Source organism: Actinopolymorpha rutila (assembly GCF_013407855.1).
Classification (GTDB): Bacteria; Actinomycetota; Actinomycetes; order Propionibacteriales; family Actinopolymorphaceae; genus Actinopolymorpha; species Actinopolymorpha rutila.
The window spans coordinates 5,090,572-5,111,617 of record NZ_JACBZH010000001.1; the positions used below are offsets into that span (position 1 = coordinate 5,090,572).

The 21,046-nt window shown below is 70.8% G+C and carries 18 protein-coding genes; 7 read left to right on the forward strand and 11 right to left on the reverse strand.

Annotated elements, in window-relative coordinates:
• Positions 1–58: 58 nt before the first annotated feature.
• A complete protein-coding gene (locus F4554_RS22725; RefSeq protein ID WP_179789429.1) occupies positions 59–1,930 on the reverse strand; it encodes an alpha-galactosidase D in 1,872 nt (623 codons plus the stop codon).
• 146 nt (positions 1,931–2,076) lie between these two features.
• On the opposite strand from F4554_RS22725, the gene F4554_RS22730 reads away from it, so the two are divergent.
• Both F4554_RS22730 and F4554_RS22735 read left to right on the forward strand, forming a co-directional pair.
• Positions 2,077–3,297 (forward strand): phosphotransferase, encoded by a 1,221-nt coding sequence (locus F4554_RS22730; protein WP_179789430.1) that lies wholly within the window; start codon positions 2,077–2,079, stop codon positions 3,295–3,297.
• Positions 3,298–3,379: 82 nt separating this feature from the next.
• Positions 3,380–4,588, forward strand: a complete 1,209-nt coding sequence (locus tag F4554_RS22735; protein WP_179789431.1) for a serine hydrolase domain-containing protein — start codon at positions 3,380–3,382, stop codon at positions 4,586–4,588.
• A 36-nt stretch (positions 4,589–4,624) separates the two neighbouring features.
• On the opposite strand, the gene F4554_RS22740 is transcribed toward F4554_RS22735, so the two are convergent.
• Positions 4,625–6,232 (reverse strand): glycoside hydrolase family 76 protein, encoded by a 1,608-nt coding sequence (locus F4554_RS22740; protein ID WP_337796166.1) that lies wholly within the window; start codon positions 6,230–6,232, stop codon positions 4,625–4,627.
• Between the two features lie 161 nt (positions 6,233–6,393).
• On the opposite strand from F4554_RS22740, the gene F4554_RS22745 reads away from it, so the two are divergent.
• Positions 6,394–6,951 (forward strand): alpha/beta fold hydrolase, encoded by a 558-nt coding sequence (locus tag F4554_RS22745; protein WP_179789432.1) that lies wholly within the window; start codon positions 6,394–6,396, stop codon positions 6,949–6,951.
• A 31-nt stretch (positions 6,952–6,982) separates the two neighbouring features.
• Positions 6,983–7,642 carry a pentapeptide repeat-containing protein gene (locus F4554_RS22750; RefSeq protein WP_179789433.1) on the forward strand — a complete coding sequence of 220 codons (660 nt, stop codon included), beginning with the start codon at positions 6,983–6,985 and terminating at the stop codon, positions 7,640–7,642.
• A 10-nt stretch (positions 7,643–7,652) separates the two neighbouring features.
• Here the strand turns inward: F4554_RS22750 and F4554_RS22755 are convergent, their stop codons facing one another.
• The 5 genes from F4554_RS22755 to rhmD all read right to left on the reverse strand — a co-directional run bounded on the left by F4554_RS22755 (position 7,653) and on the right by rhmD (position 13,949).
• Entirely contained in the window at positions 7,653–9,062 is a 1,410-nt protein-coding gene (locus F4554_RS22755) for an FG-GAP-like repeat-containing protein (RefSeq protein WP_179789434.1), read from the reverse strand.
• A 94-nt stretch (positions 9,063–9,156) separates the two neighbouring features.
• Entirely contained in the window at positions 9,157–9,765 is a 609-nt protein-coding gene (locus F4554_RS22760) for a ribonuclease FAU-1 family protein (protein WP_179789435.1), read from the reverse strand.
• Positions 9,766–9,848: 83 nt separating this feature from the next.
• Positions 9,849–11,657 carry a glycoside hydrolase family 13 protein gene (locus F4554_RS22765; protein WP_179789436.1) on the reverse strand — a complete coding sequence of 603 codons (1,809 nt, stop codon included), beginning with the start codon at positions 11,655–11,657 and terminating at the stop codon, positions 9,849–9,851.
• A gap of 22 nt (positions 11,658–11,679) precedes the next feature.
• Positions 11,680–12,735: a Gfo/Idh/MocA family protein gene (locus tag F4554_RS22770; RefSeq protein ID WP_179789437.1), complete on the reverse strand. Its 1,056-nt coding sequence runs from the start codon at positions 12,733–12,735 to the stop codon at positions 11,680–11,682.
• Positions 12,732–13,949: an L-rhamnonate dehydratase gene (rhmD, locus tag F4554_RS22775; RefSeq protein WP_179789438.1), complete on the reverse strand. Its 1,218-nt coding sequence runs from the start codon at positions 13,947–13,949 to the stop codon at positions 12,732–12,734. Before rhmD ends, F4554_RS22770 begins: the two co-directional genes overlap by 4 nt.
• A 119-nt stretch (positions 13,950–14,068) precedes the next feature.
• On the opposite strand from rhmD, the gene F4554_RS22780 reads away from it, so the two are divergent.
• Positions 14,069–14,896 carry an LLM class flavin-dependent oxidoreductase gene (locus tag F4554_RS22780; protein WP_179789439.1) on the forward strand — a complete coding sequence of 276 codons (828 nt, stop codon included), beginning with the start codon at positions 14,069–14,071 and terminating at the stop codon, positions 14,894–14,896.
• Between the two features lie 29 nt (positions 14,897–14,925).
• Here F4554_RS22780 and F4554_RS22785 read toward each other — a convergent pair whose 3' ends face one another.
• Positions 14,926–15,324, reverse strand: a complete 399-nt coding sequence (locus tag F4554_RS22785; protein ID WP_179789440.1) for a VOC family protein — start codon at positions 15,322–15,324, stop codon at positions 14,926–14,928.
• 108 nt (positions 15,325–15,432) lie between these two features.
• Entirely contained in the window at positions 15,433–16,755 is a 1,323-nt protein-coding gene (locus F4554_RS22790) for an MFS transporter (RefSeq protein WP_202889424.1), read from the reverse strand.
• Positions 16,756–17,070: 315 nt separating this feature from the next.
• Between F4554_RS22790 and F4554_RS22795 the strand changes: the two genes are divergently transcribed.
• A complete protein-coding gene (locus tag F4554_RS22795) occupies positions 17,071–18,045 on the forward strand; it encodes an aldo/keto reductase (protein ID WP_179789441.1) in 975 nt (324 codons plus the stop codon).
• A 97-nt stretch (positions 18,046–18,142) separates the two neighbouring features.
• On the opposite strand, the gene F4554_RS22800 is transcribed toward F4554_RS22795, so the two are convergent.
• Together F4554_RS22800 and F4554_RS22805 are read right to left on the reverse strand one after the other, a co-directional pair.
• Positions 18,143–18,535: a TIGR03618 family F420-dependent PPOX class oxidoreductase gene (locus F4554_RS22800; RefSeq protein ID WP_179789442.1), complete on the reverse strand. Its 393-nt coding sequence runs from the start codon at positions 18,533–18,535 to the stop codon at positions 18,143–18,145.
• 107 nt (positions 18,536–18,642) lie between these two features.
• The gene (locus tag F4554_RS22805) at positions 18,643–19,689 is read right to left on the reverse strand and encodes a TetR/AcrR family transcriptional regulator (RefSeq protein ID WP_238341383.1); all 1,047 of its coding nucleotides are present in this window, start codon (positions 19,687–19,689) and stop codon (positions 18,643–18,645) included.
• A 121-nt stretch (positions 19,690–19,810) separates the two neighbouring features.
• Here F4554_RS22805 and F4554_RS22810 point away from each other — a divergent pair, with 121 nt between their 5' ends.
• Positions 19,811–21,040 (forward strand): cytochrome P450 family protein, encoded by a 1,230-nt coding sequence (locus F4554_RS22810; protein WP_179789444.1) that lies wholly within the window; start codon positions 19,811–19,813, stop codon positions 21,038–21,040.
• Positions 21,041–21,046: the final 6 nt, after the last annotated feature.

The following is a 21,046-nucleotide window of genomic DNA, read 5'->3' on the forward strand; positions in this document are numbered from 1 at the left end:
GGCCGGACGGCCGAGCTGACAGGATCCGGCCGCGAACCCCACCGCTCAGCCGGGCCGGTCAGCGGGTCGCCTGCACGGTCACCCGGTCGATGTCCGGCCCGTAGTCACCGACATGGCTGAACGTCAGCGTGTTCGAACCAGCCTTCAGGTTCAGCCGCAGCGTCTCGCTCTGCGGCCGGTCCCAGCGGTCGTCGTCCGCGCCGCCGAGCACGACCCGCCGCACCTCGCCGCCGTTCACCGCGATCCCGATCGGCCGCCCCGCCGAGCCGTCGACGTAGGACACGGTGACGTCGTAGCTGCCGGCACGCGGGGCCTCCACGCCGGTGATGGTGAGGCTCGCGCCGTCGTTGAGGTTGCCGACCTTGAGGCCGCCCGCGCATCCGTCGCACTCGTTGATGCTCGCGCCGCCCGTACGGACGTTCCCGGCAGCTTCGGCCTCGAACGACTCCGCCGGCCGGACCGGGGTGACGCGCAGCAGCCGGGAGCCGTGGCCGGGGAGCATCGCCGCGTACCCATCGGCCTGCCGGCCCAGTTCGCGCCCAGCCCACACGTCCCGGACGGCGGCCGGGCCCGCGAAGCCCACGTCGGTCCACCGCGCGCCGACGACGGCGGGCTTGCGGTCCAGGTTGAACAACGCGACGGTGTAGCTGCCGTCGGTGTTCTGCACCCGCCACACCTGCTGCAACGCGTCCGGGACCACCGGGCTGGCCGGTCGGCCCTGCGTGTTGATCGCCAGCACCTCGCGGTTCGTCAACAGCCGCTTGCCCAGCCCGTCGAGCCGGGTGAGGTCGTCGCCGGTGTAGAGCGGAGCGGCCGAGATCGCCCACAAGGTCATGTACGAATAGCGTTCGGCGTCGGTGAGCCCGTCCATCTCGCCGTTGCCGACGTCGAGGGAGTCCAGGTTGTTCGAGCCCTCGGGGCCGGCGTGCTGCACCCAGGGGGGCACGTCGTGAAAGCGGTTGTCGACGGAGTTGGCCCAGGTGACGAGGGTGTCGCAGTAGCACTCCACGTCGGTGTCGATCCGCCATCCGTCGGCGTACTTCTGCCAGTCGGCGATCGCTGCGCGGTCCAGCGACCAGGACAGCTCGAGCCTGATCTCGCGTCCGGTCCTGCCGATCGCCTCGTGCCAGGCCCTGATGTCGGGCCGGTTGTCGTAGTTGGGGCCGGACTTGAACGACCCCGGTCCCACACCGTCGATCTTCAGCAGGTCGTAGCCCCAGTCCGCGATCATCGCCGCCTGGGAGTCGACGTACGCCTGGGCACAGGGCTTGGAGAAGTCGATCTTGTACGCGCTGTCCCACCCGTTGGTGGTGCGCAGGTCCGGGTAGACGATGTCGTGCGTGCCACAGCCGGGCGCGCCCGCGATCGGCAGGTCGCCGCGGTCGTACGCGGCCTTGTCCAGGCCCACCGCGAGATAGATGCCGGCCCTCAGTCCGAGCCGGTGGATCTGTTCGGCGACGTACTTCATGCCGTGCGGGAACCGCTCCGCGTTCGCCTTCTGCCGGCCGTGCTCGTCGACGTCAGCCTGCCAGTCCCAGCTCGCGGTCCAGCCCGAGTCGATGTTGACGTACTCGTAGCCGTAGGGCTTGAGGTATCTCGCCATCGCCCGCGCCTGGGTGAGCACGTTCTCCTCGTGCAGCCAGCTCGCGCCACCGCGCGGGTTGAGACCGGGATATTTGGTGGACTGCAGACTCCAACTGCTCCAGCCGCGGTACGGCGGATCGCCGGCCTCCTGGGTGGACCGCGTGGTCGGCGGAGTCACCACCTCCTTGCTCACCGCCCGGGCGTGACCCGCCGGCTTCGAACCCGGATCCGCCGGTGCGGCCGGAGCCCTCGCACCGGACGGGGCGCCGAACACACCGGCCACCAGCAGGGCCAGCGCACCGACGCCAACTCGAACACCCGTCTGCAGGAGCCGGCCGTTGCGCATGGGACCTCCATCGAGTTCCGGGACCGGGCACTGCCCCGTATCGTGGTCGCGCAGCCGCCCGAGTCAACGCCCTCGAGGTGGCCGGATTTGCCCAGCGCTTCGCCGACGCTGCGTCCGGCCGGTCGATCGTGGGAGGATCCCCGACCGTGCCCCCTTTGGTCGACCAGCTCGAACGCCTGTTGTCGCGCACGGCCGGCACGCCCGTGCGCGTCGTCTCCTGCGAGCCCCATCTGGACCGCGACGTCGCCGGCAGATGGACGGAGTCGCATCCGTGGGTACTGCGGTGCAGGGTGGACAGTAGGCTCGGCGACGCGGGGGCCGCGCTTCCCCGACAGCTCATCGTGAAGACGCTCAGGCCGGCCGGCGACTGGCGAGCGGATCCGGCGTACCTGCGAACCGAACACGCTGCCCTTCGGTTCCTCACCTCGATCGGCAGCACTGCCGCGCCGCGGTTCGTCGCCGCGGACGCGGATGCCGGGCTCCTCGTGATGGAGGACCTCGGTCCCGGGCCGTCACTGGACCGGCTGCTTCTGGGCGAAGATCCGAACGCGGCCAGGGACGGCCTCGTGCGGTACGCCACCGCGCTCGGCCGGCTGCACGCCACAACCGTCGGGCGGGCGGAGGAGTTCTACGCGATCGCGTCCGCACTCGGACCCATCGACCCGGCGCTGGACCTGGTGAGCTGCAACGGGTTCCCGCTCGCCGGGCCGCGGGATCGGCTCCTCGCCTACGCCGCGACAGCGCCCGATCTTCCCGACCCGGTGGGCATCGACGACGACATCGACCAGGTGTTCGCCACGTTGTCGGATCCCGGCGACTATCTCGTGTTCGTCGGCGGCGACAGCTGCCCGCAGAACTGCCGACTGGTCGACGACGGCGGTAGCGGCGTGCGGTTCTTCGACTTCGAGAGCGCCTGCTTCCAGCACGCGCTGCTGGACGCGGTGTGCCTGCGGTTCCCGTTCCCGGGCTGCCCCTGCTGGTCGCTGCTTCCGGAGGAGATCTGCGACGAACTGGAGACTGCCTACCGGAAGGAGCTCGCGGTCCGGTGCCCGGTGGCTGCCGACGACGCCGGTTTCGCCACCGCCTTCACCGCCGTCGCCGCGGCGAAGACCATCCAGCTGGTCAGCCATTCGGAGAAGTACGACGGCACCTACCCGCCGCACGGCGGAGGTTTCTCCAAGCGGGCAAGATCACTCGCCACGGTCGACACGTTCCTCACCTGTGCGCGGCGCTCCGGTACCCTCACGTCGCTGGCCGGGTGGTTCGAGGAGTTCGCCACCGCGCTGCGCAGACGATGGCCGGACGCCGCCGCGGTGCCGGTCTACCCGGCCTTCCGCGACCGGATCGTCGTCAAGGTTCGACACTGAGGCGACCGCAGCGGCGCTTCGGTAGCCACATCGGTGCCGTACCCACCACAATGGTCGCGCAGATGGCGCGAGGAGGCCGCACATGACCACGGGAAACCTGTCCAAGGCACGACTGGCCCGCATGCACGACACGATGGCCGGGCACGTCGCGCGCGGCACCGCACCTGGTGTGGTGACGTTGGTCAGCAGGCGCGGTGAGACCCACGTCGACGCGATCGGGCTCACCGAGGTGGACGGCCGCACCCCGATGGCACGGGACACGATCTTCCGGATCTCGTCCATGACCAAGCCGGTCACCGCGGTGGCGGCGATGATCCTGGTCGAGGAGTGCCAACTCCGCCTTGACGATCCGGTCGACACGTTGCTGCCCGAGCTCGCCGACCGCCAGGTGATGAAGCGGTTCGACGGGTCGGTGACCGACACGGAGCCGGCGAACCGGCCGATCAGTGTGCGCGACCTGCTCACGTTCCAGCTCGGTTTCGGGGTGTTCTTCGCACCGCCGGGCAGCTACCCGATCCAGGACGCGATCGCCGAGGCGGGCATTGGCAACGGCCCGCCCCGGCCGGCCGAGCTGCCCGGGCCGAACGAGTGGATCCGCCGGTTCGGCACCCTGCCGCTGATGCACCAGCCCGGCGAGCGGTGGATGTACAACACCGGCTCGGACGTTCTCGGCGTACTGATCGAACGCGCCTCAGGCCAGTCCCTGGAGACGTTCTGCCGCCGCCGGATCTTCGAACCCCTCGGCATGAGGGACACCGCGTTCAGCGTTCCGGCGGGCAAGCTGGGCCGGTTCGCCACCAGCTACGAACCCGACCCCGACACCGGTGCGCTGCGGGTGTACGACCCGGCCGCCGGTGGCCAGTGGGCGAGCCCGCCGGCGTTCCACTCCGGCAGCGGCGGACTCGTCTCCACCGTCGACGACTTCGCGGCGTTCGGTCAGATGATGCTGGCCGGCGGGCGGTACGGCGACGAACGCATCCTGTCCCGCACCACGGTCCAGGCGATGGTCACCGACCACCTCACGCCGCGGGTGAAGGAGGAGTCCGGCTTCTATCCGGGGTACTTCGACAGCAGGAGCTGGGGACTCGGCCTGGCCGTGGTGACCCGCCGCGACTCGACGTCGGCCGTGCCCGGGCAGTTCGGCTGGGACGGCGGCCTCGGCACGTCGTGGTACTCCGACCCGCGCGAGGACCTCACCGCGATCCTGATGACCCAGCGGTCGGGGTTCCCGCAGCTGTCGGAGATCTACCTCGACTTCTGGACCTCGGTCTACCAGGCCCTCGACGACTGAGGGCCTGGTAGACCTGACAGACCGAGTAGGCCCGCGTCAGCCCTGGTTGGAGCCGCGGCCCCACAGAGGCGCGATCTGCGCTTCGGTTGCGCTCTGCTGGGTGGCCGCGCTGATCGCCTCGATCGGCCCGGCCCAGTGCACGCCGTACTGGTCGAAGCGGTTCCGGTCGCGCAGGTATGACACGGTCGCCTGTCGCTGCAGGTAACGCTGGTAGGGCCGGCCGCGCAGCATCGCGTTCAGCTCGCCGAGGTTGCGGACGTAGACGCCCTTGAACGTCGGCCCGTCCGCGCCGCAGCCGTTCGGCTCGCACGGCTCGGTCAGCACGCCGTCGGGGTTGAGGTACTCGCTACCGGTCGAGGCGTCGGCGAGCTCGCGCGCCTGGGTGAGGTAGGAGCTGTCCTTGGTCGCCGCGGCCAGCTCGGTCAGCGCGCCGAGGACGATGCCCTGGTTGTAGGTCCAGGTGGTCTGGCCGTTGTTCTGGCAGGTCGTACCGTTGAGGCCGTCGTTGATCAGGTTGTCCGAGTTGATCATTCCGCTGGCCCGGAACCACTGCCAGATGTTCAGCGCCCGGCCGAGGTACTCGCTGTCGCCCGGGATGCGGTTGTGCAGGCTCGCCGCAGCCTTGATGAACAGCTCGTTGGTGACCGCGTTCTTGTAACGCTGGTTGACGTTCCACACCACACCGCCGCCGCAGACGTCGTCGTGGGTGCTCCACATGTAGTCGACGTCGTACTTCGCCGTCTCCAGGTAGCGCTGCTGTCCGGTCAGGTCGTACGCCCTGATCCAGGCCAGCGCCCACCAGCCGGTGTCGTCGATGTAGTCGTTGGTGAAGTTGCCGCCCTGGGCGTGCAGGTTCTTGTCGTAGGTGTTGGCGATGATCCAGTCGTAGGACCGGTCGCCGGTGGCCAGCTCGTAGTCGAGCACGGCGGTCAGCGCGTTCGCGGAGTTCCACCAGCCGGTGGTGTTCCACAGCCCGGTGTCCCGGTTGTACAGCTTGACCAGGGCCTCCACCGCACGCTTGGTGGGTGTTCCCTGAGTGTTCGGGCGTTCGACGCCGGTCCAGGCGGTGCACCGCACGTCGTCGCGGTTGCCGGCCTTGCCGCAGGCGCGGAGTACGCCGGTGCGCTGGTGGTCCGGGTCGTTCACGTTGAACATCGCGGTGGTGGTGCCGCGCTTGCCCGCGGGGATGGTCGCGTCACCGAGCTTGGTGTCGGCGACCGTCTTCCCGCCGTCGTAGGACCGGTCCAGCCACACCTCGTCGGTGGGGTCGCCGTTGTTGATGCTCGCCCAGCCCATCGCGTCCCGGTCGGACAGATGCAACTCGATCGAGCGTCCGTAGATGGTCGTTCCGTCGGCCAGCCGGTCCTCGCGTGCATCGGTCACCGGAGCACCGTCGCACAGCGTCCCGCAGACGGGGGCGCCGAGGGTCAAGGTGGATGGCCTGGTCGCTGTGGTCGCGGTGGCGGGCTTGGCACCGGTGGCAGCTGTTGCCACCTTGACCGCCGGGTGCGCGGGCGTGCCGCGGACCGGCTGGGGTGCTGCCGCCGCGGTTCCGGTCAGTACGCCGAAGCCGAGCGCGAGCGTGCCGGCCGCCGCCAGCACCCGCGGCACCAGGTGCGAAGACCGGGACGGTGTTCTGGACACGGAGCCTCCTGGGCGGGAGTTGGACAGTCCCGGGGAATCTAGGCGTGTCCGCGTACGCCCACAAGATCATCGCGGCCAGGTGACCGGACTCGGATACGCGCCACGCCCGGCGAGCGCGAGAGGTCGAGCGCGCTCGCACCGGCCGGTGGCGACAATGGGGCATGACTGATCACAACCGGTTCGAGGCCGACCCCGCCCGCGTCGCGATCGTTCTGCCCGGCGGGTACTACACGCCGGCCCGCCCGCTGCTGCACTTCACCGGCGCGGTGCTGCTCGCCCGAGGCTGGACGGTGCAGGAGGTGTGGTGGGAGCCCCCGGCCCTGTCCGACCGCGCGGCGATCGCCGGCTGGGTGTGCGACCAGGCGGTCGCGGCGCTGGACCGGGAGAAGGCCGAACGCCTGCTGCTGGTGGGCAAGTCGCTCGGTACGTTCGCCGCACCTGTCGCGGTCGAGCGGAACATCCCGGCGATCTGGCTGACCCCACTCTGCGGCGAGCAGCACGTGACCGGCGCGCTGACGTCGGCCACGGCGCCGACGCTGCTGGTCGGCGGCACCGGCGACCCGACCTGGAACGGCGACCTCGCCCGCTCCACCAAGGCGGAGGTGCTGGAGATCCCCGGTGCCGACCACGGCCTGGAAACCGCCGCCGATCCGGTCAATTCGGCCGACATCCTTCGCGAGGTGGTGGCGACGACGGACGGTTTCGTGGCGAGGTTGTGACGCCCGGGCTCGGTGCACCGATACTGGTCGGGTGCGGTACGGGGGAAGGCGCGCGGTGGCGGTCTGGATCGTTCTCGCCGCCCTTGCCGGGAGTCTCGCGGCCTGCGCGTCCGGCGGCCACGGGCGCAACTGCCCCCGCGCCCAGGCCGGTCCCGATTTGTCGGACAGAACGCTGTCCGGCTCCTCGCTCAGCCGCCGGACGATGCGCTGCGCGAACCTCGAAGGCGCCACCCTCGACGACCAGCAGGTGAGCCGGGCCACCCTCAGCCGGGCCAACCTGCACCGGGCGAGCCTGGCAGCGGCGAGGCTGAGCCACGTCGACCTGTCCGGCGCCGACCTCACCGACGCCGTCCTGGAGACCGCGACACTGCGAGGCGTCGACCTGGGCAGCGCGGACCTGCGCCGGGCCGGCCTGCACGGCGCCTACCTGTCCGCGGTGGGACTGATCCGGGCGCGCCTGAACGCCGCGGACCTGAGCCAGGTGACGCTCAGCCGCGCGGACGCGACGGGTGCGGACCTGCGCGACGCCGACCTGTCCGGCGCCCGGATGGTCGACTCCGACCTCACCGGCGCCCGGTTGGAGGACGCCGACCTCACCGACGCGGTGTGGTCGGACGTGGTGTGCCCGGACGGCTCACGGTCGTCCGGGCAACCACAGACCTGTGTCGGCCACCTCGAGCCCGCCGGCTGAGTCCGGCCCGCTACCTGGACAGCGAGACGCCGAAGAACGCCCGGGTCGGCACCGGGAACGCCAGCACCTGCGGCGTCAGCACCGGGAACACGCCGGGGCCGCCCACCCCGCTTGCCGTTCCGGTCAGCACCATCGCCAGACCCTGGTTGGCGTTCGTACCCACCGCCGTGATGGCAAGGTCCGCGCGGCGGTCCCGGTTGAAGTCCCGGAACACCAGCGCCCAGCCGAACTCGTTGCCCGACGCGACAGTGCCCGGGACACCACCGGATCCCTGCTGGTACGCCTTGGACGACGCGAGGTTGAGCCCGGAGGCAGCACCGAGGATCACGGTCGCGAAACCGGCGTCGACGACCGTGCCGATGTCCTCGAACGGCACCCCGATCGCGAGGTCGGCCTTCCCGTCGCCGGTGGCGTCGCCGAGAGCGACGCTGAAGCCGAAGTAGTCGCCCGCCTCCGGGCCGCCTGGCACCCCGGGTGAGTTCTGGTTGATCACCGTGACCCCGCGGCTGAGGAGCAGGCCGGCCGCACCGCCGAACCAGACGCGTACCTGCCCGGCGAGATCGATCGAGCCCACGCTGTCGGAAGGGCTGCCCACCGCGAGGTCGCCGAACCCGTCCGCGTTGATGTCCCCGATCGAGGCCGAGGTGGACAGTGACGTGGCGATCTGCTGGGAGAAGTTCGTGCCGAGGCCACCGGCGCCGCCGAGGTAGACCTGCAGCACCACACCGCGCGTGCGGGAGGCGGTGTAGACGACGTCGGAGAAGCCGTCGTGGTTGAGGTCACCGGCCGCGAGGGCTGCCCGCGCGAACAGGTCGGAGTTGACGACCCCGAAGTTGCGCAGCACGATGCCGCCCGGGTTGCTCAGGGTCGCGCTGCCGTACACCACGTGGGGCTGGTCACCGAGAACCGCGAGGTCGGCGAACCCGTCCCCGTTGAACCTTCCGGCCGCCACCTCGTCGCAGTTGGAGAGGACCCGCGAAGCACGCGTCAACCCCGCGGAAGTGCCGAACAGGATGTAGAGCGCTCCGACTCCACTGAATCCGTCCTCTGTCTCGGTGGGCGCACACACCGCCAGGTCGGCGAACCCGTCGGCGTTGAAGTCCGCCGAGGCCAGCGTCGACCCGAACCCCTCGTCCTGTTGCGGAACACCCGGTACCCAGGCCAGCGACTCGTCGATCCGCTGCCGCTTCGCCGGGTTCAGCGTGGTGCCGTTGCCGTAGACGATGGGCACCATGCCGGCGAACGGGAACCCGGCGACGGTCGCCTGCGAGCCGAGGGCGAGATCGATGAACCCGTCCCCGTTGAAGTCGTTCGGCGTGGCCGTCTTCGCCGCACGCGGCCTCGGCGTGGACGTGGGTGTCGCCGCCGGCGTCGGGGAGGAAGTCGTCGCCGCGGCCGGAGGGGCGATCGTCGTCGCCACGAGTATCACCGCGGGAAGGCAGGCCACGATTGACAGTGCCCGCACTCGCCTGGAGACCGGACGCATTCTGGGCATCTCACCTTCAACAAGGTCTTTACGACAGAGGCGCGTCCGAGTGTCTCAGCCGGAATTCGTCGTACGCCGCGGATGACGAAACTCTCCTGCCGGCCTCCTCCCCGTCGAAAGGACACGTCCCGGCCGTCATGGCCTCGCGTACGTCCGCGACCGAACGCAAGGCCGACTTGACAATCGGCTCGGGGTAACCGAGCACGCGGCGATGCTCCTGGAACTCGTCCTCGTCCAGGACCTCGACGGCTCCGTCCCACGTACGTACGACGTCGAGGTCCAGGTCGACCAGGTGCACTCCGTGCTCGTCCAACCGCGCCGGCGTGGTGATGTCGACGTAGCAGGAGTAGCGCGAGGCTCGCCCGGCGGCCGCCTGCCTGGCGTACCACCGCGCCGCCCAGCCCCGTCCGTACGGCAGGAACGAAACCCAGTCCTCCGAGACGACGTTCGGGCGCCGTCCCGCCCCGCGGTCCACCGGGCGGCCCTTCATGGAGCCGACCCAGGCACCGAACTCGTCCGCCCCGAGGAACACGGCCGTCACCCGGTAGTGCAGGGTCGCGGGCCACTTGCGGAACTCGACGAGCAGATCGTCGCCGGTGGTGAACGACGCGTACGAGGCACGGGAGGCGGATGGCATCGCGCAAGTATGGCCCGTGATCCGAGGCCCGCGGGCCGCCACACCTCGTCAGGTTTTCGGCACGACGCCACGCCTGCGTCCGCCTACGCCTCCGCCCGCCAGACGTGGTGAGCGGGACCGTCGCCGGGCAAGGCCTCGCCGGCCCGGACGTCGGGTGCGCCCGCCAGACCGGTGGCCGTGAACGGTGCGGGCAGCGGTCGGTGGGCGGCGCGGGAGACCTGGACCAGCAGCCGTTCGTCCAGGCACTCGCGTTCGAACAGCACGACGTCGCCTGCCGCGTGCAGCCAGCGCAGTCCGCCGTGGCGCAACGCCCGGTGCGCGCGCCGCAGCGCGATCAGCTCGCGGTAGGTGGCGTACGTCCGGGTGTCCCACTGGGAACGATCCCATGGGAACGGCACCCGCCCGGACTCCAGGTGGTCGCCCTCCACGCCCACCTCGTCACCGGCGAACACCATCGGTATGCCCGGCAACGTCATCGTCAGCGCTGCCGCCACGAGCTGACGATCCGGCCCGGCGAAGGACCGGAAACGTCCGGTGTCGTGGCAGTCGATCAGAGTCAGGTTGTGGCGCACGCTACGCCAGGGCTGCACCGCGTGGAACGTGTCCATGACCGCCGCGAGGTCGCCCGCGTCGTAGTCCGGCACCGGTCCGGGCGTACCCCAGAACGTCTCCTCGCCGATGTCGTCGACCAGCCAGGACCACACCGGCCGGGTGAACCCGGCGTAGTCCATCGTCCCGTGCCACCCCGGCCCCTGCAGCGCGGCCGAGGCGTCGAACTGGTCCTCGGCCAGCAGCAGGCCGTCGGGCCGGGCGGCCTCGACGGTCGCCCGCGTCGTCCGGCTCACCAGCTCCCCCAGGTCGGTGGGACCGTGCTTGCCGGCCGAGTGCGCGACGTCGACCCGCCAGCCGTCCAGCCCGAACGGCTCACGCAGGTAGCGGTCGACCACCGAACCCCGGCCGGCGTAGAGACGGTTCCGGAGCTCGGCGCTGGTGTGGTCGAGCTTGGGCAGGGACGCGACTCCGGCGAAGGTGGCGTAGCTGCCGGTGGCTCGGTCGATGTGGAAGAAGCCGTCCTCGACGCTTGCCGGGTCGGCCGTCGCGGCCCGGAACCACGGATGGGTGGCGCCCACGTGGTTGAGCGTGATGTCGCCGATCACCCTGATTCCCCGTCGATGCGCGGCCTCGGTGAGCCGGGCCAGCGCCGCGTCGCCGCCGAGCAGCGGGTCCACGTGGTCGAAGCCGGCCGCGTCGTAACGGTGGTTGGAGCGAGCCGGGAAGAACGGCGTCAGGTAGATCAGGTTCACCCCGAGCGTGCTGAGGTGGTCGAGGCGTTCGGCGATGCCGTCGAGGTCCCCGCCGTACACCTGCCGAACGGCATCCGGGTGCCGGGCGAGGACGGGCGTGTCCCAGGTCGCCGGTACGGCCCAGTCCGGCAGTTCCCGGCCGTCCGCGGCGGCCGACCGCGCGAACCGGTCGGGAAAGATCTGGTACGCCACCGAGTCCGCGGCCCACGAAGGCGGCTCCGACGCGGTGCTCAGCCGGAAGTCGGCACTGTCATCCACGTCGCGCTCATTGGTGCCGCGGCCGTTGAGCCAGCGGTCGCGGCCGCGCGAGCTGTCCAGCAGGAAGCGATACCGCAAGGTCTCGTTGACAACGGGGAGGTCCGCGCGCCACCAGGTCGCGCCGTCGGCGCGTCGGTCCACCGTGGCCTGGACGTACGCCGGTTCGCCGTCGCGGATCATCCGCGCGTGCACCCGATCGGCCGGGCCGTCCGGATCGTCGTCGGCCGTGCGGACGAACACCGTCACCGTGTCGCCGACGCTCGGCGCCTCGTCGCTCACGTAGCGTTCGGAACCGTCGTGGTGGGGCCGGCGGCCGGCGGCGTACGACATGTTGCTCCTCGACGCACTGCGATCAGTGGTTGGCGTCACCTCGGTGTGGCACGCGTTCGGCGCGCCCTGACGCCGCCGAACGGTACGCCGCGTCCAGGAACGCCACGGTGGCGGCCGCCAGATCTCCGGGCGCGCGGTTGGTGCCACGGCCGGCGAGCAGCTCAGCGAACGCGCGCACCGGGGCGCCCACCGGGTACGCCGGACCCTCGCTGGGCGGCGGGCACTCGACCCGCTGCCCGCCCGCCCGCACCAGGGTGGCAGCTCCGGTGGCGAGGTCGTGGAACACCGTGCCGCGGGTGCCGTCGTAATGGATGCGGTGCCGGGGCGGCTGGCCGTCCACGGCGGTCCCGGTCGAGGTGACGGTCCCGAGGCCGCCCCCGGCGAACCTGAACGCCATCACGTCCACCAGGTCGACGGGCAGCCCGCGGTCGTCCTGGTAGCAGAACACCTCCTCGACCTCCCGGCCCGTCGTCCAGATGACCGCACCCATCAGGTGCGTCACCTGGGTGTGGCCCTGTCCGCCGCCTGACCTGGCCGGGTCGGCGTACGTCATCGGGTGCGGAACGTCCGGCTCGCCGGGGTCGTCGCCGCCGCCGAACAGCGTCTGGGTGGCGGAGTTGAACTGCGCGGCGACGCAGACGAGGTCGCCGATCTCCTCGCGGACCGCGTCGCGCACGAACGCGGCGGCCGGAGTGTGATGGTAGGTGTAGCCCACGGTCAGCTGCAGCCCGCGGGACTCCGCGAGGTCGACGAGGTCGAACGCCTCGGCAGCGCTGGTGGTGAGCGGCTTCTCCACCAGCACGTGCACCCCGGCCTCCAGCGCGGCCCGGGCGAGGGCGTGGTGGGTGGTGTGCGGGGTGGCGATCACCAGGCCGTCGACGACCTCGGCGGCGAGCAGGTCGGCGAGGTCGACGAAGACGTGGCGTACGCCGAACCGCGCGGCCACCTCACGGGCACGGTCGGCCTTCGGCTCGCAGATCGCCGTCAGATCGGCACCGGGGTGCGCGGCCAACGCGGGAAGGTGCGCGGTGCCGGCCCACCAGCCGGTGCCGACCACACCTACGCGCGGCTTCGTCATCGCGCCACTCCGGACAGGTCGGGTACGGCCGGCACCAGTTCCACGTCGGGGTTCAGCGCCAGCCCGAAGCCGGGGTTCTCGCCCACTGTCAACCAGCCCTTGTCAGGGATGTCCTCGCCGAGCAGCAGCGGGGCGTGCTGGGGCGCCAACTGCTCACCGTCGGCGGACAGCACCGGAAACTCCGCCAGGTCACCGCCCGGTTGGGTCACCACGAAGTGGTAGTTCGGCATGCCGCACGTGTGCGGGATCACCCGTACGCCGTACACACGGGCGACCGCGGCGATCCGCAGCACCTCCGTCATCCCGCCGCACCAGCCGAGGTCGGGCTGGATGACGTCCACCCCTGCCTCGCAGAGCAGCCGGAAACCGTTCGCGGTGTACTCGTGCTCGCCGGTGTTCAACGTCATCGTCGGCGGCATCCGGTCCCGGATCCGGCGCAGGCCCGCGTAGTCGTCGGGCGGCAGCGGCTCCTCGATCCAGGTGAAGCCCAGCGGCTCGACCGCGTGCGCGAGGCGGACGGCGTAGTCGACGTCCAGCGCCATCCAGCAGTCGTACATCAACGGGAAGTCGGCGGGCACCGCCTCGCGTGCCTCCCGGGCCAGAGCGACGTTGTTCCGGAAGCCCGCCTCGCCCTCCGACGGGCCCCACACCAACGGCAGCTTGGCGCCCGCGAACCCCAACCGGGCAGCGGTTTCCGGCCGCGGACCGGTCGCGTAGACCTGCACCGCGTCCCGGATCCGGCCACCGAGCAACGCGTGCACGGGCTCGCCCACGACCTTGCCGTGCAGGTCCCAGATCGCCAGGTCGACCGCCGAGATCGCGTGCAGCACAAGGCCTTTCCGGCCGTACCGCAACGTGCTGGAGAACATCCGGTCCCACGTACGCGAGTGCGCGCTCGCGCGTTCGCCGACGACCAGCCGGGCGAGGTGCTGCTGAATGACCGCCGCCGTCGCCAGTCCGGCCGTCGTGGAGACACCGACCGCGCCGGACTCCGACTCGACCTCCACCACGACCGTGCCACCGTCGGCGGCGCCGATCCCCGCGTCGCGGTTGTCGCGGAACTCCGCGTACTTCGTCATCGGGTTGGCGACCTTGCCGCCCAGCCAGTGGTCGCGCCGGACCGGTTCCCGGTCACCACCGTCGCGGCGGTCCGGCTCGGGCTTGTCGGCGTGGACAAAGGACGTACGGACGTCGACGATGCGGTCAGCTGTCACGGTGCCACTGTTCGTTGGCCGCTCTCACCGTGTCCAGGGTGGTGGCCGTAGCTGGACCGGCGTCGGCAACAGGTGGCCGAGCAGGAGCCGCTGTCGGTCGTGCCCGCTACCTTTCGCGCATGCGATTCTCGGTGACGACCGGAGCGGCCGGGCCCGGACTCGACCCGGCCGGACTGGCACGCCTGGCGGCACAGGCCGAGCAGGCCGGCTGGGACGCGTTCTTCCTCGAGGACTACCTCGTCTACCAGGGCCGGACGGACCTGCCGACCTACGACCCGTGGGTCTGCCTGGCCGCGATGGCGACGGCCACGAGCCGGATCCGGATCGGCACCACCGTCACTCCGCTCCCCCGCCGCCGGCCGTGGAAGCTCGCCAGTGAGGCGGTGTCGGTGGACGTGTTGTCCGGCGGGCGGCTGATCCTCGGAGTCGGCAGCGGCGACGGCCACGAGCCCGGCTTCGGCGCGGTCGGTGAGCCGGCACACCCGCGCGAGCGAGCCGAGCGCGTCGACGAGGGGCTGGCGATCATCGCGGCGTTGTGGACCGGCCGGCCCGTTCACCTCGACGGTACGCACTACCGCGTCGACGGGCTGCGCTACGCCGCCACCCCGGTCCAACGGCCGCGGATCCCGATCTGGATCGGTGGCGACCTGCTGGCTCCGGGCGTTCGCCGCCGGATCGCCCGCTGGGACGGCTGTTGTGCCTACAAAGGACCGCCGCAGGCGAGCGAGGGACCGATCACTCCCGCCGACGTCCGAGAGCTCCTCGCGTTCGTCGCCCGCGAACGCGGAACCTGTGACGGTTTCGACATGAAGGTCAGCGGCATCGACGATCCGGACGGAATCGCCGCTCTCGCCGACGCCGGCGCCACCTGGTGGGGACGTTGGCTGGCGCCCGGTGACCCCGCCAGGATCGAGGACGCGATCCTGGCGGGCCCGCCGCGCGGTTGAACGGGACTGATCCGATCTGCTCCGACCCCTCAGCCGGCGAAGTCCGGGGCATCCTGGTGGAGCATCCACACGTGGCCGAACGGGTCACGCAGGCGGCCCATCCGCCCGTACGGCGAGTCGCCGACCGGGAAGACCACGGTGGCACCCGCGCCCACCAGTTGCGCGGACACCGCGTCGGCGTCGGACACATACAACGTGAGGATCACCGGCGAGCCGTCCAGTGCGGCCGGGCCCATGTCGGGGGTGCCGGGGTCCTCGTCCTTCAGGGTGATCGCCACCGGCCCGAACCGGAGTTCGGCGTGCACGACCTTCCCGTCGTCGTCGGCGAACCGGGCGACCTCCTCGGCGCCGAACGCCTTGCGGTAGAAGTCGATGGCCGCGTTCGCGTCGGAAACGATCAGCCTGGGCAGCAGGTTCTGGTAGGTCATGCCCCCATTCTCGACCGCCGGCCCGGAGCGACGATTGTAAAAAACCGCATCCCTTCCGCAACCGCGCCTTGACGCGGCGCCGAGAGGCCGAGCAAGCCGAGCAACTGCTCAGCCTGGCACGGCCGAGCGTTCGGACTCGATCTGTTCCAGCGACTTCCCGGACGTGTTGGGCATGAAGAAGTACCCCACCGCGGCGCTGACCAACAAGAACAGCGCCAGCAACGCCGCGACCGGCCGGATCCCCGCACTGGCGAGCGTGGGCACGAACAGGCTCCACACCCCCAGGCAGGTCCGCGCCACACCGAACGTGAAGCCCTGCGCCGTACCCCGCAACATGGTCGGGAACAGCTCCTGGCTGAACACCTTGTAGAACGCCTCGCCCGCCAGCGCGCCACCCACGGCGAAGAGCACGATGTTGAGAATGATCACCGGGACGGTGAACGGGAACACCAGATACGCGCCGTACGCCACCACCTGCATGACGCCGCCGACACCCCACATGATGCGCCGCACCCGGTGGGAGTGGTCGGCGTACTTCATGAACAGCAACGGCGTGGCGATCATCCCGATGGCGAAACCCACGGCGGACAACGCGACGCTGGCCGCCTGGCTGCCCGCGTGCAGCGTCTTGATGATGTACGGCGTGAAGATCCCGCCCGTACCCGCGGCGATGTTCCAGAACACGTAGATCGTCGCGGTCCACACCAGCGCCCGCAGGTTGGCACCGCTGAACAACGCCCGCACCCGGTGGTGCGGCTGCACCTGCTTGCCGCCGTCGGCGGCAGACTGCCAGCGCGGCGATTCGGTGAGCCGCCGGCGCAGCGCCCAGGTGACCAGGGCGACGACGAACAGGTGCAGGAAGACGATCCGGATGCCCAGCAGATCAAGGGGTGCCAGCAAGTACGCGAGGATCAGCACGACCAGCGGCCCGGCGCCCCACGCGACCTGGGTGAAGCCGAGCAGCTTCCCGCGTGCCTTCGCCGGGGAGAACTCCGCCACCAGAGCGAGTGAGGTGGGTACGTCGGCGCCGACGGCGATGCCGACCACCAGGGTCCCGACGAACAGCATCGGCGCATTGAACGCCAGCGCGATGCACAGGATGCCGAGCGCGTACACCAGCAGGTCGTACTTGTAGATGCGTTTGCGGCCGAGCTTGTCACCGAGTCGTCCGCCGATGAACGCGCCGATCGCGCAGCCGATGGCGTTCGGGCCGATCGCGGCGAGCGCTCCCACCGCACCGCTGCTCAGGTGCAGGTAGCTCTGGAACAACGCGAGTCCGGCACCGAGGGCCACGATCGAGCCGGCGTCGAGGTAGGACGCCATGCCGGCCAGGACCGACCAGGTCCACTGCTGCCGGCTGACGGCGCCGTCAGCCGGCTCACCGCCCTCCTGCTCGTGCTGGTGCTCACCGTGCGCCTGTCGTGGTTCCACTGCGACTCCTCGGGTTGGTCGAGGTACGTCGGGCTTCGGATTCCCACCCCCGGGCGTAGGCGAGGCTAGCGCCGGACTGACCAACTGGCGCGAGCCCTGAGCGCTGGCCCTTCCGGCCGGATGAGGACAGCCGACCGGTCTCGGACAGCGCGACGCGGGCGCCACGGCCGGGAACGGACGCCGCCGCAGGTTCGAGCCGGTACTGGTTCTGGTAAGGACTGATAGGCGACCTGTTGTCGCCGAACCACCGACGAACCACCGCACCACCGAACCACCGACGAACTACTGCACTGAACCCGCACCGATGGAGACGACATGACGATGCCCGCACGTACCCTCGGCCGCTCCGGCATCTCCGTGAGCCCGATCGGCTTCGGCTGCTGGGCGATCGGCGGGCCGGCGTTCCGCGACGGCAACCCGATCGGCTGGGGAAAGGTCGACGACAACGAGTCGGTGGCCGCGATCGAGGCCGCCCTGGACGCCGGGGTGACCTTCTTCGACACCGCGAACGTCTACGGCGCGGGCCACAGCGAACGCGTCCTCGCCCGGGCACTGGCCGGCAGGCGGGACCGCGTGGTGATCGCCACGAAGTTCGGCAACCTGATCGACGAGGGTGCCCAGCAGGCCATCGGCCGGGACGCCTCCCCCTCCTCGATCCGCGCGCAGTGCGACGAGAGCCTGGCCCGCCTGGACACCGACGTGATCGACCTCTACCAGTTCCACATCGGCGACTATGACCTCGAGCAGGCCGAGGACGTGGTGGCCACGCTGGAGGAGCTGGTCCAGCTCGGAAAGATCCGGTCGTTCGGCTGGAGCACCGACGACCCGCAGCGGGCGGCGGTGTTCGCCCGCAGTGAGCACTGCGCCGCGATCCAGCTGCACGCGAACGTCATCGACGACAACCCCGAGATGGTGAAGCTGATCGAGTCGGAGAACCTCGCCGGCATCAACCGCGGACCGTTGGCGATGGGCGCGCTGACCGGGAAGTTCAACCGGGACACGAAGTTCGCCGACGACGACGTACGCCGTCGGTTCGACTTCGCAGGCAAGGAGGGCCGCACGCTGGACGCGCTGGAGCACATCCGCGGCGTGCTCACCTCCGGCGGCCGTACGCTCGCCCAGGGCGCGCTCGGCTGGCTGCTCGCCCGCAGCGAGGCGTTCGTGCCGATCCCCGGTATCCGCACGGTGGCCCAGGCCCAGGACAACGCCGGCGCGCTCCGGCACGGTCCGCTGACCAACGGGCAGATGGCCGAGGTCGACACCGCGCTGAAGTCGCTGTCGCTGCGCTGAGTTTCCTCACGTACGCAGAAAGCCCGGCCGGTCACGTGACCGGCCGGGCTTTCTGCTGTCTGGGCTCTCGGCTCGTCGAGCGCCGGGATAAAGGCTGTCAGAAACCCCAGATGTGGTACTGCTCGACGTCCATCCAGGCAGTCACGCGTGGGCTTTCGCGGTTGGGGTACTGCTTCCCGCCGTAGTGCTTGGACAGCCGATCGATGTCGGCCAGGTCCGGGTCCGGCTCCAGCGTCACCGTGCCCTGCAGGCTCACGTGGCGGTACCACGAGTCGCCGTCCAGGACCGTCAGCGAGACCCGCGGGTCGGCACGCAGATGCTCCAGGCGCTTGCGGGTCGCGTCCAGGTTGAGCAGCACCCGGCCGTTGTCCCAGATGTACCAGGTGGCCACCGACACCGGCGTACCGTCCGGGCGCACCGTTGCCATCACGGCGGGGTTGGGACTCTTCAGGATCACTTCGACGTCGGCGGGCACGGGCGGCTTCGGCACGGCAACTCCTTCCCTCGGGGGAACACCACGTCGGTGGCGTACTCCTCGACCCAACCACCGACGCCGTACGCCTGTTCCACCGGCCCGCCCGCGCTGCGGAGCAGAACCTATGCGGAAGCGGCGGCATGGCAGGCGCCGTAACCGTCCGCGCGGGCGATGATCCGGCCCGCCTGGATGCGGACTGCCGTCTCGGTGGCGTCGCTGACGGCGGACACTCCGGCGGCCGCGGCGAGCTCGCCGGACTCGTCGTGGACGATCCGGAGCCTGGGCCAGGCTGACGGCGCGAAGGCGCCTTTGAGACCGGTGCGCAGGTCGGTGACGGCCAGGCGGGCGAGCGGGCCGAGCTCACCGGGATTGCTGGTGACGAGGACCGCCGTCACCGCGCTCTCGGGCGGCGCAGCGCGCAGTGCCTCCTCGACGGCGGCCAGCCGATGGAGTCCGAGCACGGCGAGGACACCGTCTTGTTCCAGGTCGGCCGGCTCGTCCCGCAGTGCGTCGGTCGTCGCCGGCGGTCGCCAGGGCCGGTCGACGGGTCGCGCCGGTGCGACGTGCGGCAGGTGAGCGGGCCGCCACGTGTCGTCAAGGTCGAGCTCGGCGAGCTGTTCGCACGCGCGGACGACGGCGAAGGGCTCCCCGAACCCCGGCGCCGCCGCGGCGAGCTGGCCGGCGCCGTGCAGAGTCGTCAGGGCGATCTCGGCCACCTGGACCATGCGGGAGGCGGCCCGGCGCGAGGACGGGAACTGTTCCAGGCACAGGCCGAGCAGGATGGCGCCGAGACTCGTCAACTGCGAGAACGGTCGGCTGACCCGTTCGTCGGACACGATCTCGGGGATGAGGTCCCGGCCCAACCGGCTCGCACTGCGCTGATCCTCGGTGGACAGGGGAAGCCGGGCCATCCAGGCACGCGCGAAGTCACCCAGTGCCGCGCCGGCAGTCGTGGCGGTCGGTGGGTACTGCTGGTCGGCTGCCCGCTCCGCGTCCTCCGCCAGTACGGCGAAGTAGAGGGCCCGCTTGCTCGGGAAGTTGGAGTAGACCGCGCCGCGGGTCAGCTCGGCTCGCTCGGCGATCTGGTCGATCTTGGCGTCGCGGAAACCGCGTTCGGTGAACTCGTCCCGGGCCGCGGCGAGTACCCGGCCCCGGTTGTGCTCCTGCATCTCCGCCCTGCTGCGCCGGACCATCGCGTCCCTTCGTGCACTTCGTTGCCGTCGCTCCGCGGGTAGGATACTGTCCCCATTCAGATGCCGTCATCATCTGAAATTACCATCTGGAGTACGCATGACTGCCATCCCCGAGATCGACCTGTCCAATCCCGCCGCCCTGCGCGACCCCTTCACCGCGTACGGACGGGCCCGCGAGATCTGCCCGCTGGCGCGGCTGGTGACACCGGGATTTGGCACGATGTGGGCGGTCACCAGGTACGAGCACGCGAAGGCGATGCTGACCGACCCGCGGTTCGAGCTCAACGCGAACAGCTACCTGCGTCCGGACGTTCCCGAGCACTGCCTGAAGTACATGCGGACCATGCAGGAAATGGACGGACCCGAGCACACCCGACTGCGCCGGCTCGTCTCACCGTCGTTCAGCGCACGGCGTGCCGCGGAGTTCCGGCCGCGCGTCATGCGCATCGTCGAAGGCATGCTCGACGACCTGGCCGAGAAGGCCGAGCGGGCCGAGCCCGCCGGCGGCGGCAACGGGAACGCGGTGGACCTGCTGGACCACTTCGCCAGGCCGCTGCCGATCGAGGTGATCTGCGAGCTGGTCGGCATCCCGCCCGAGGACCGAGGGTCCTGGCGCACCTACGGCGCCGCGGTCACCGCCGGACACGGCCCCGCGTTCGCGCGGGCCATCCCCGCCATCATGCGCGACGCCGTGGCCGCGGTCGCCCGCCGTACGCACGAACCCGGTGCGGACCTGCTGTCCGAACTGGTCGGCGTCCACGCCGACGACCAGGACCGGCTCGGCGACACCGAACTGGTCACCCTCGTCTGGCACCTGATCCTTGCCGGCCAGACCCCGGCGAACCTCGTCGCCAACGCCGTGGAGACTCTGCTCGGTCACCCCGGCCAACTGGCCGCGCTGCGCGCCGACGAAGACCTGATGCCCGGCGCCGTCGAGGAACTGACCCGTTGGTACGGCCCTCAGCTACTGACCCTTCCTCGCTACGCCCGCGAGGACGCCGACATCGCCGGTTTCCCCATCGGCAAGGGAGAACCCGTCACCGTCGCACTCGCCGCCGCCAACCGTGACCCGCGCGTCTTCGCAGACCCCGACCGGTTCGACCTGCGCCGCCCGGCAGGCAAACCGGCGCACCTAGGATACGCCCACGGGCCGCACTTCTGTCTCGGCGCGGCCTTGGCGCGCGTCCAGACGGAGGCCGCGCTCACCGGACTTCTGCGCCGGTTTCCCGATCTCGCGTTCGCGGGCGACGGCGCCCAGCGCGCACCGGACCCGGGAACCTGGCGCCTCACCGCTCTGCCCGTCTCCCTCTGCCCGGTCTCCCTCTGACCTACC

Excerpts from the sequence above, each read along its gene's own strand:
- F4554_RS22725 (WP_179789429.1), bottom strand. The coding sequence starts at position 1,930 with ATGCGCAACGGCCGGCTCCTGCAGACGGGTGTTCGAGTTGGCGTCGGT.
- F4554_RS22735 (WP_179789431.1), top strand. The coding sequence starts at position 3,380 with ATGACCACGGGAAACCTGTCCAAGGCACGACTGGCCCGCATGCACGAC.
- F4554_RS22745 (WP_179789432.1), top strand. The coding sequence starts at position 6,394 with ATGACTGATCACAACCGGTTCGAGGCCGACCCCGCCCGCGTCGCGATC.
- F4554_RS22760 (WP_179789435.1), bottom strand. The coding sequence starts at position 9,765 with ATGCCATCCGCCTCCCGTGCCTCGTACGCGTCGTTCACCACCGGCGAC.
- F4554_RS22765 (WP_179789436.1), bottom strand. The coding sequence starts at position 11,657 with ATGTCGTACGCCGCCGGCCGCCGGCCCCACCACGACGGTTCCGAACGC.
- F4554_RS22770 (WP_179789437.1), bottom strand. The coding sequence starts at position 12,735 with ATGACGAAGCCGCGCGTAGGTGTGGTCGGCACCGGCTGGTGGGCCGGC.
- F4554_RS22780 (WP_179789439.1), top strand. The coding sequence starts at position 14,069 with ATGCGATTCTCGGTGACGACCGGAGCGGCCGGGCCCGGACTCGACCCG.
- F4554_RS22785 (WP_179789440.1), bottom strand. The coding sequence starts at position 15,324 with ATGACCTACCAGAACCTGCTGCCCAGGCTGATCGTTTCCGACGCGAAC.
- F4554_RS22795 (WP_179789441.1), top strand. The coding sequence starts at position 17,071 with ATGACGATGCCCGCACGTACCCTCGGCCGCTCCGGCATCTCCGTGAGC.
- F4554_RS22805 (WP_238341383.1), bottom strand. The coding sequence starts at position 19,689 with ATGCAGGAGCACAACCGGGGCCGGGTACTCGCCGCGGCCCGGGACGAG.
- F4554_RS22810 (WP_179789444.1), top strand. The coding sequence starts at position 19,811 with ATGACTGCCATCCCCGAGATCGACCTGTCCAATCCCGCCGCCCTGCGC.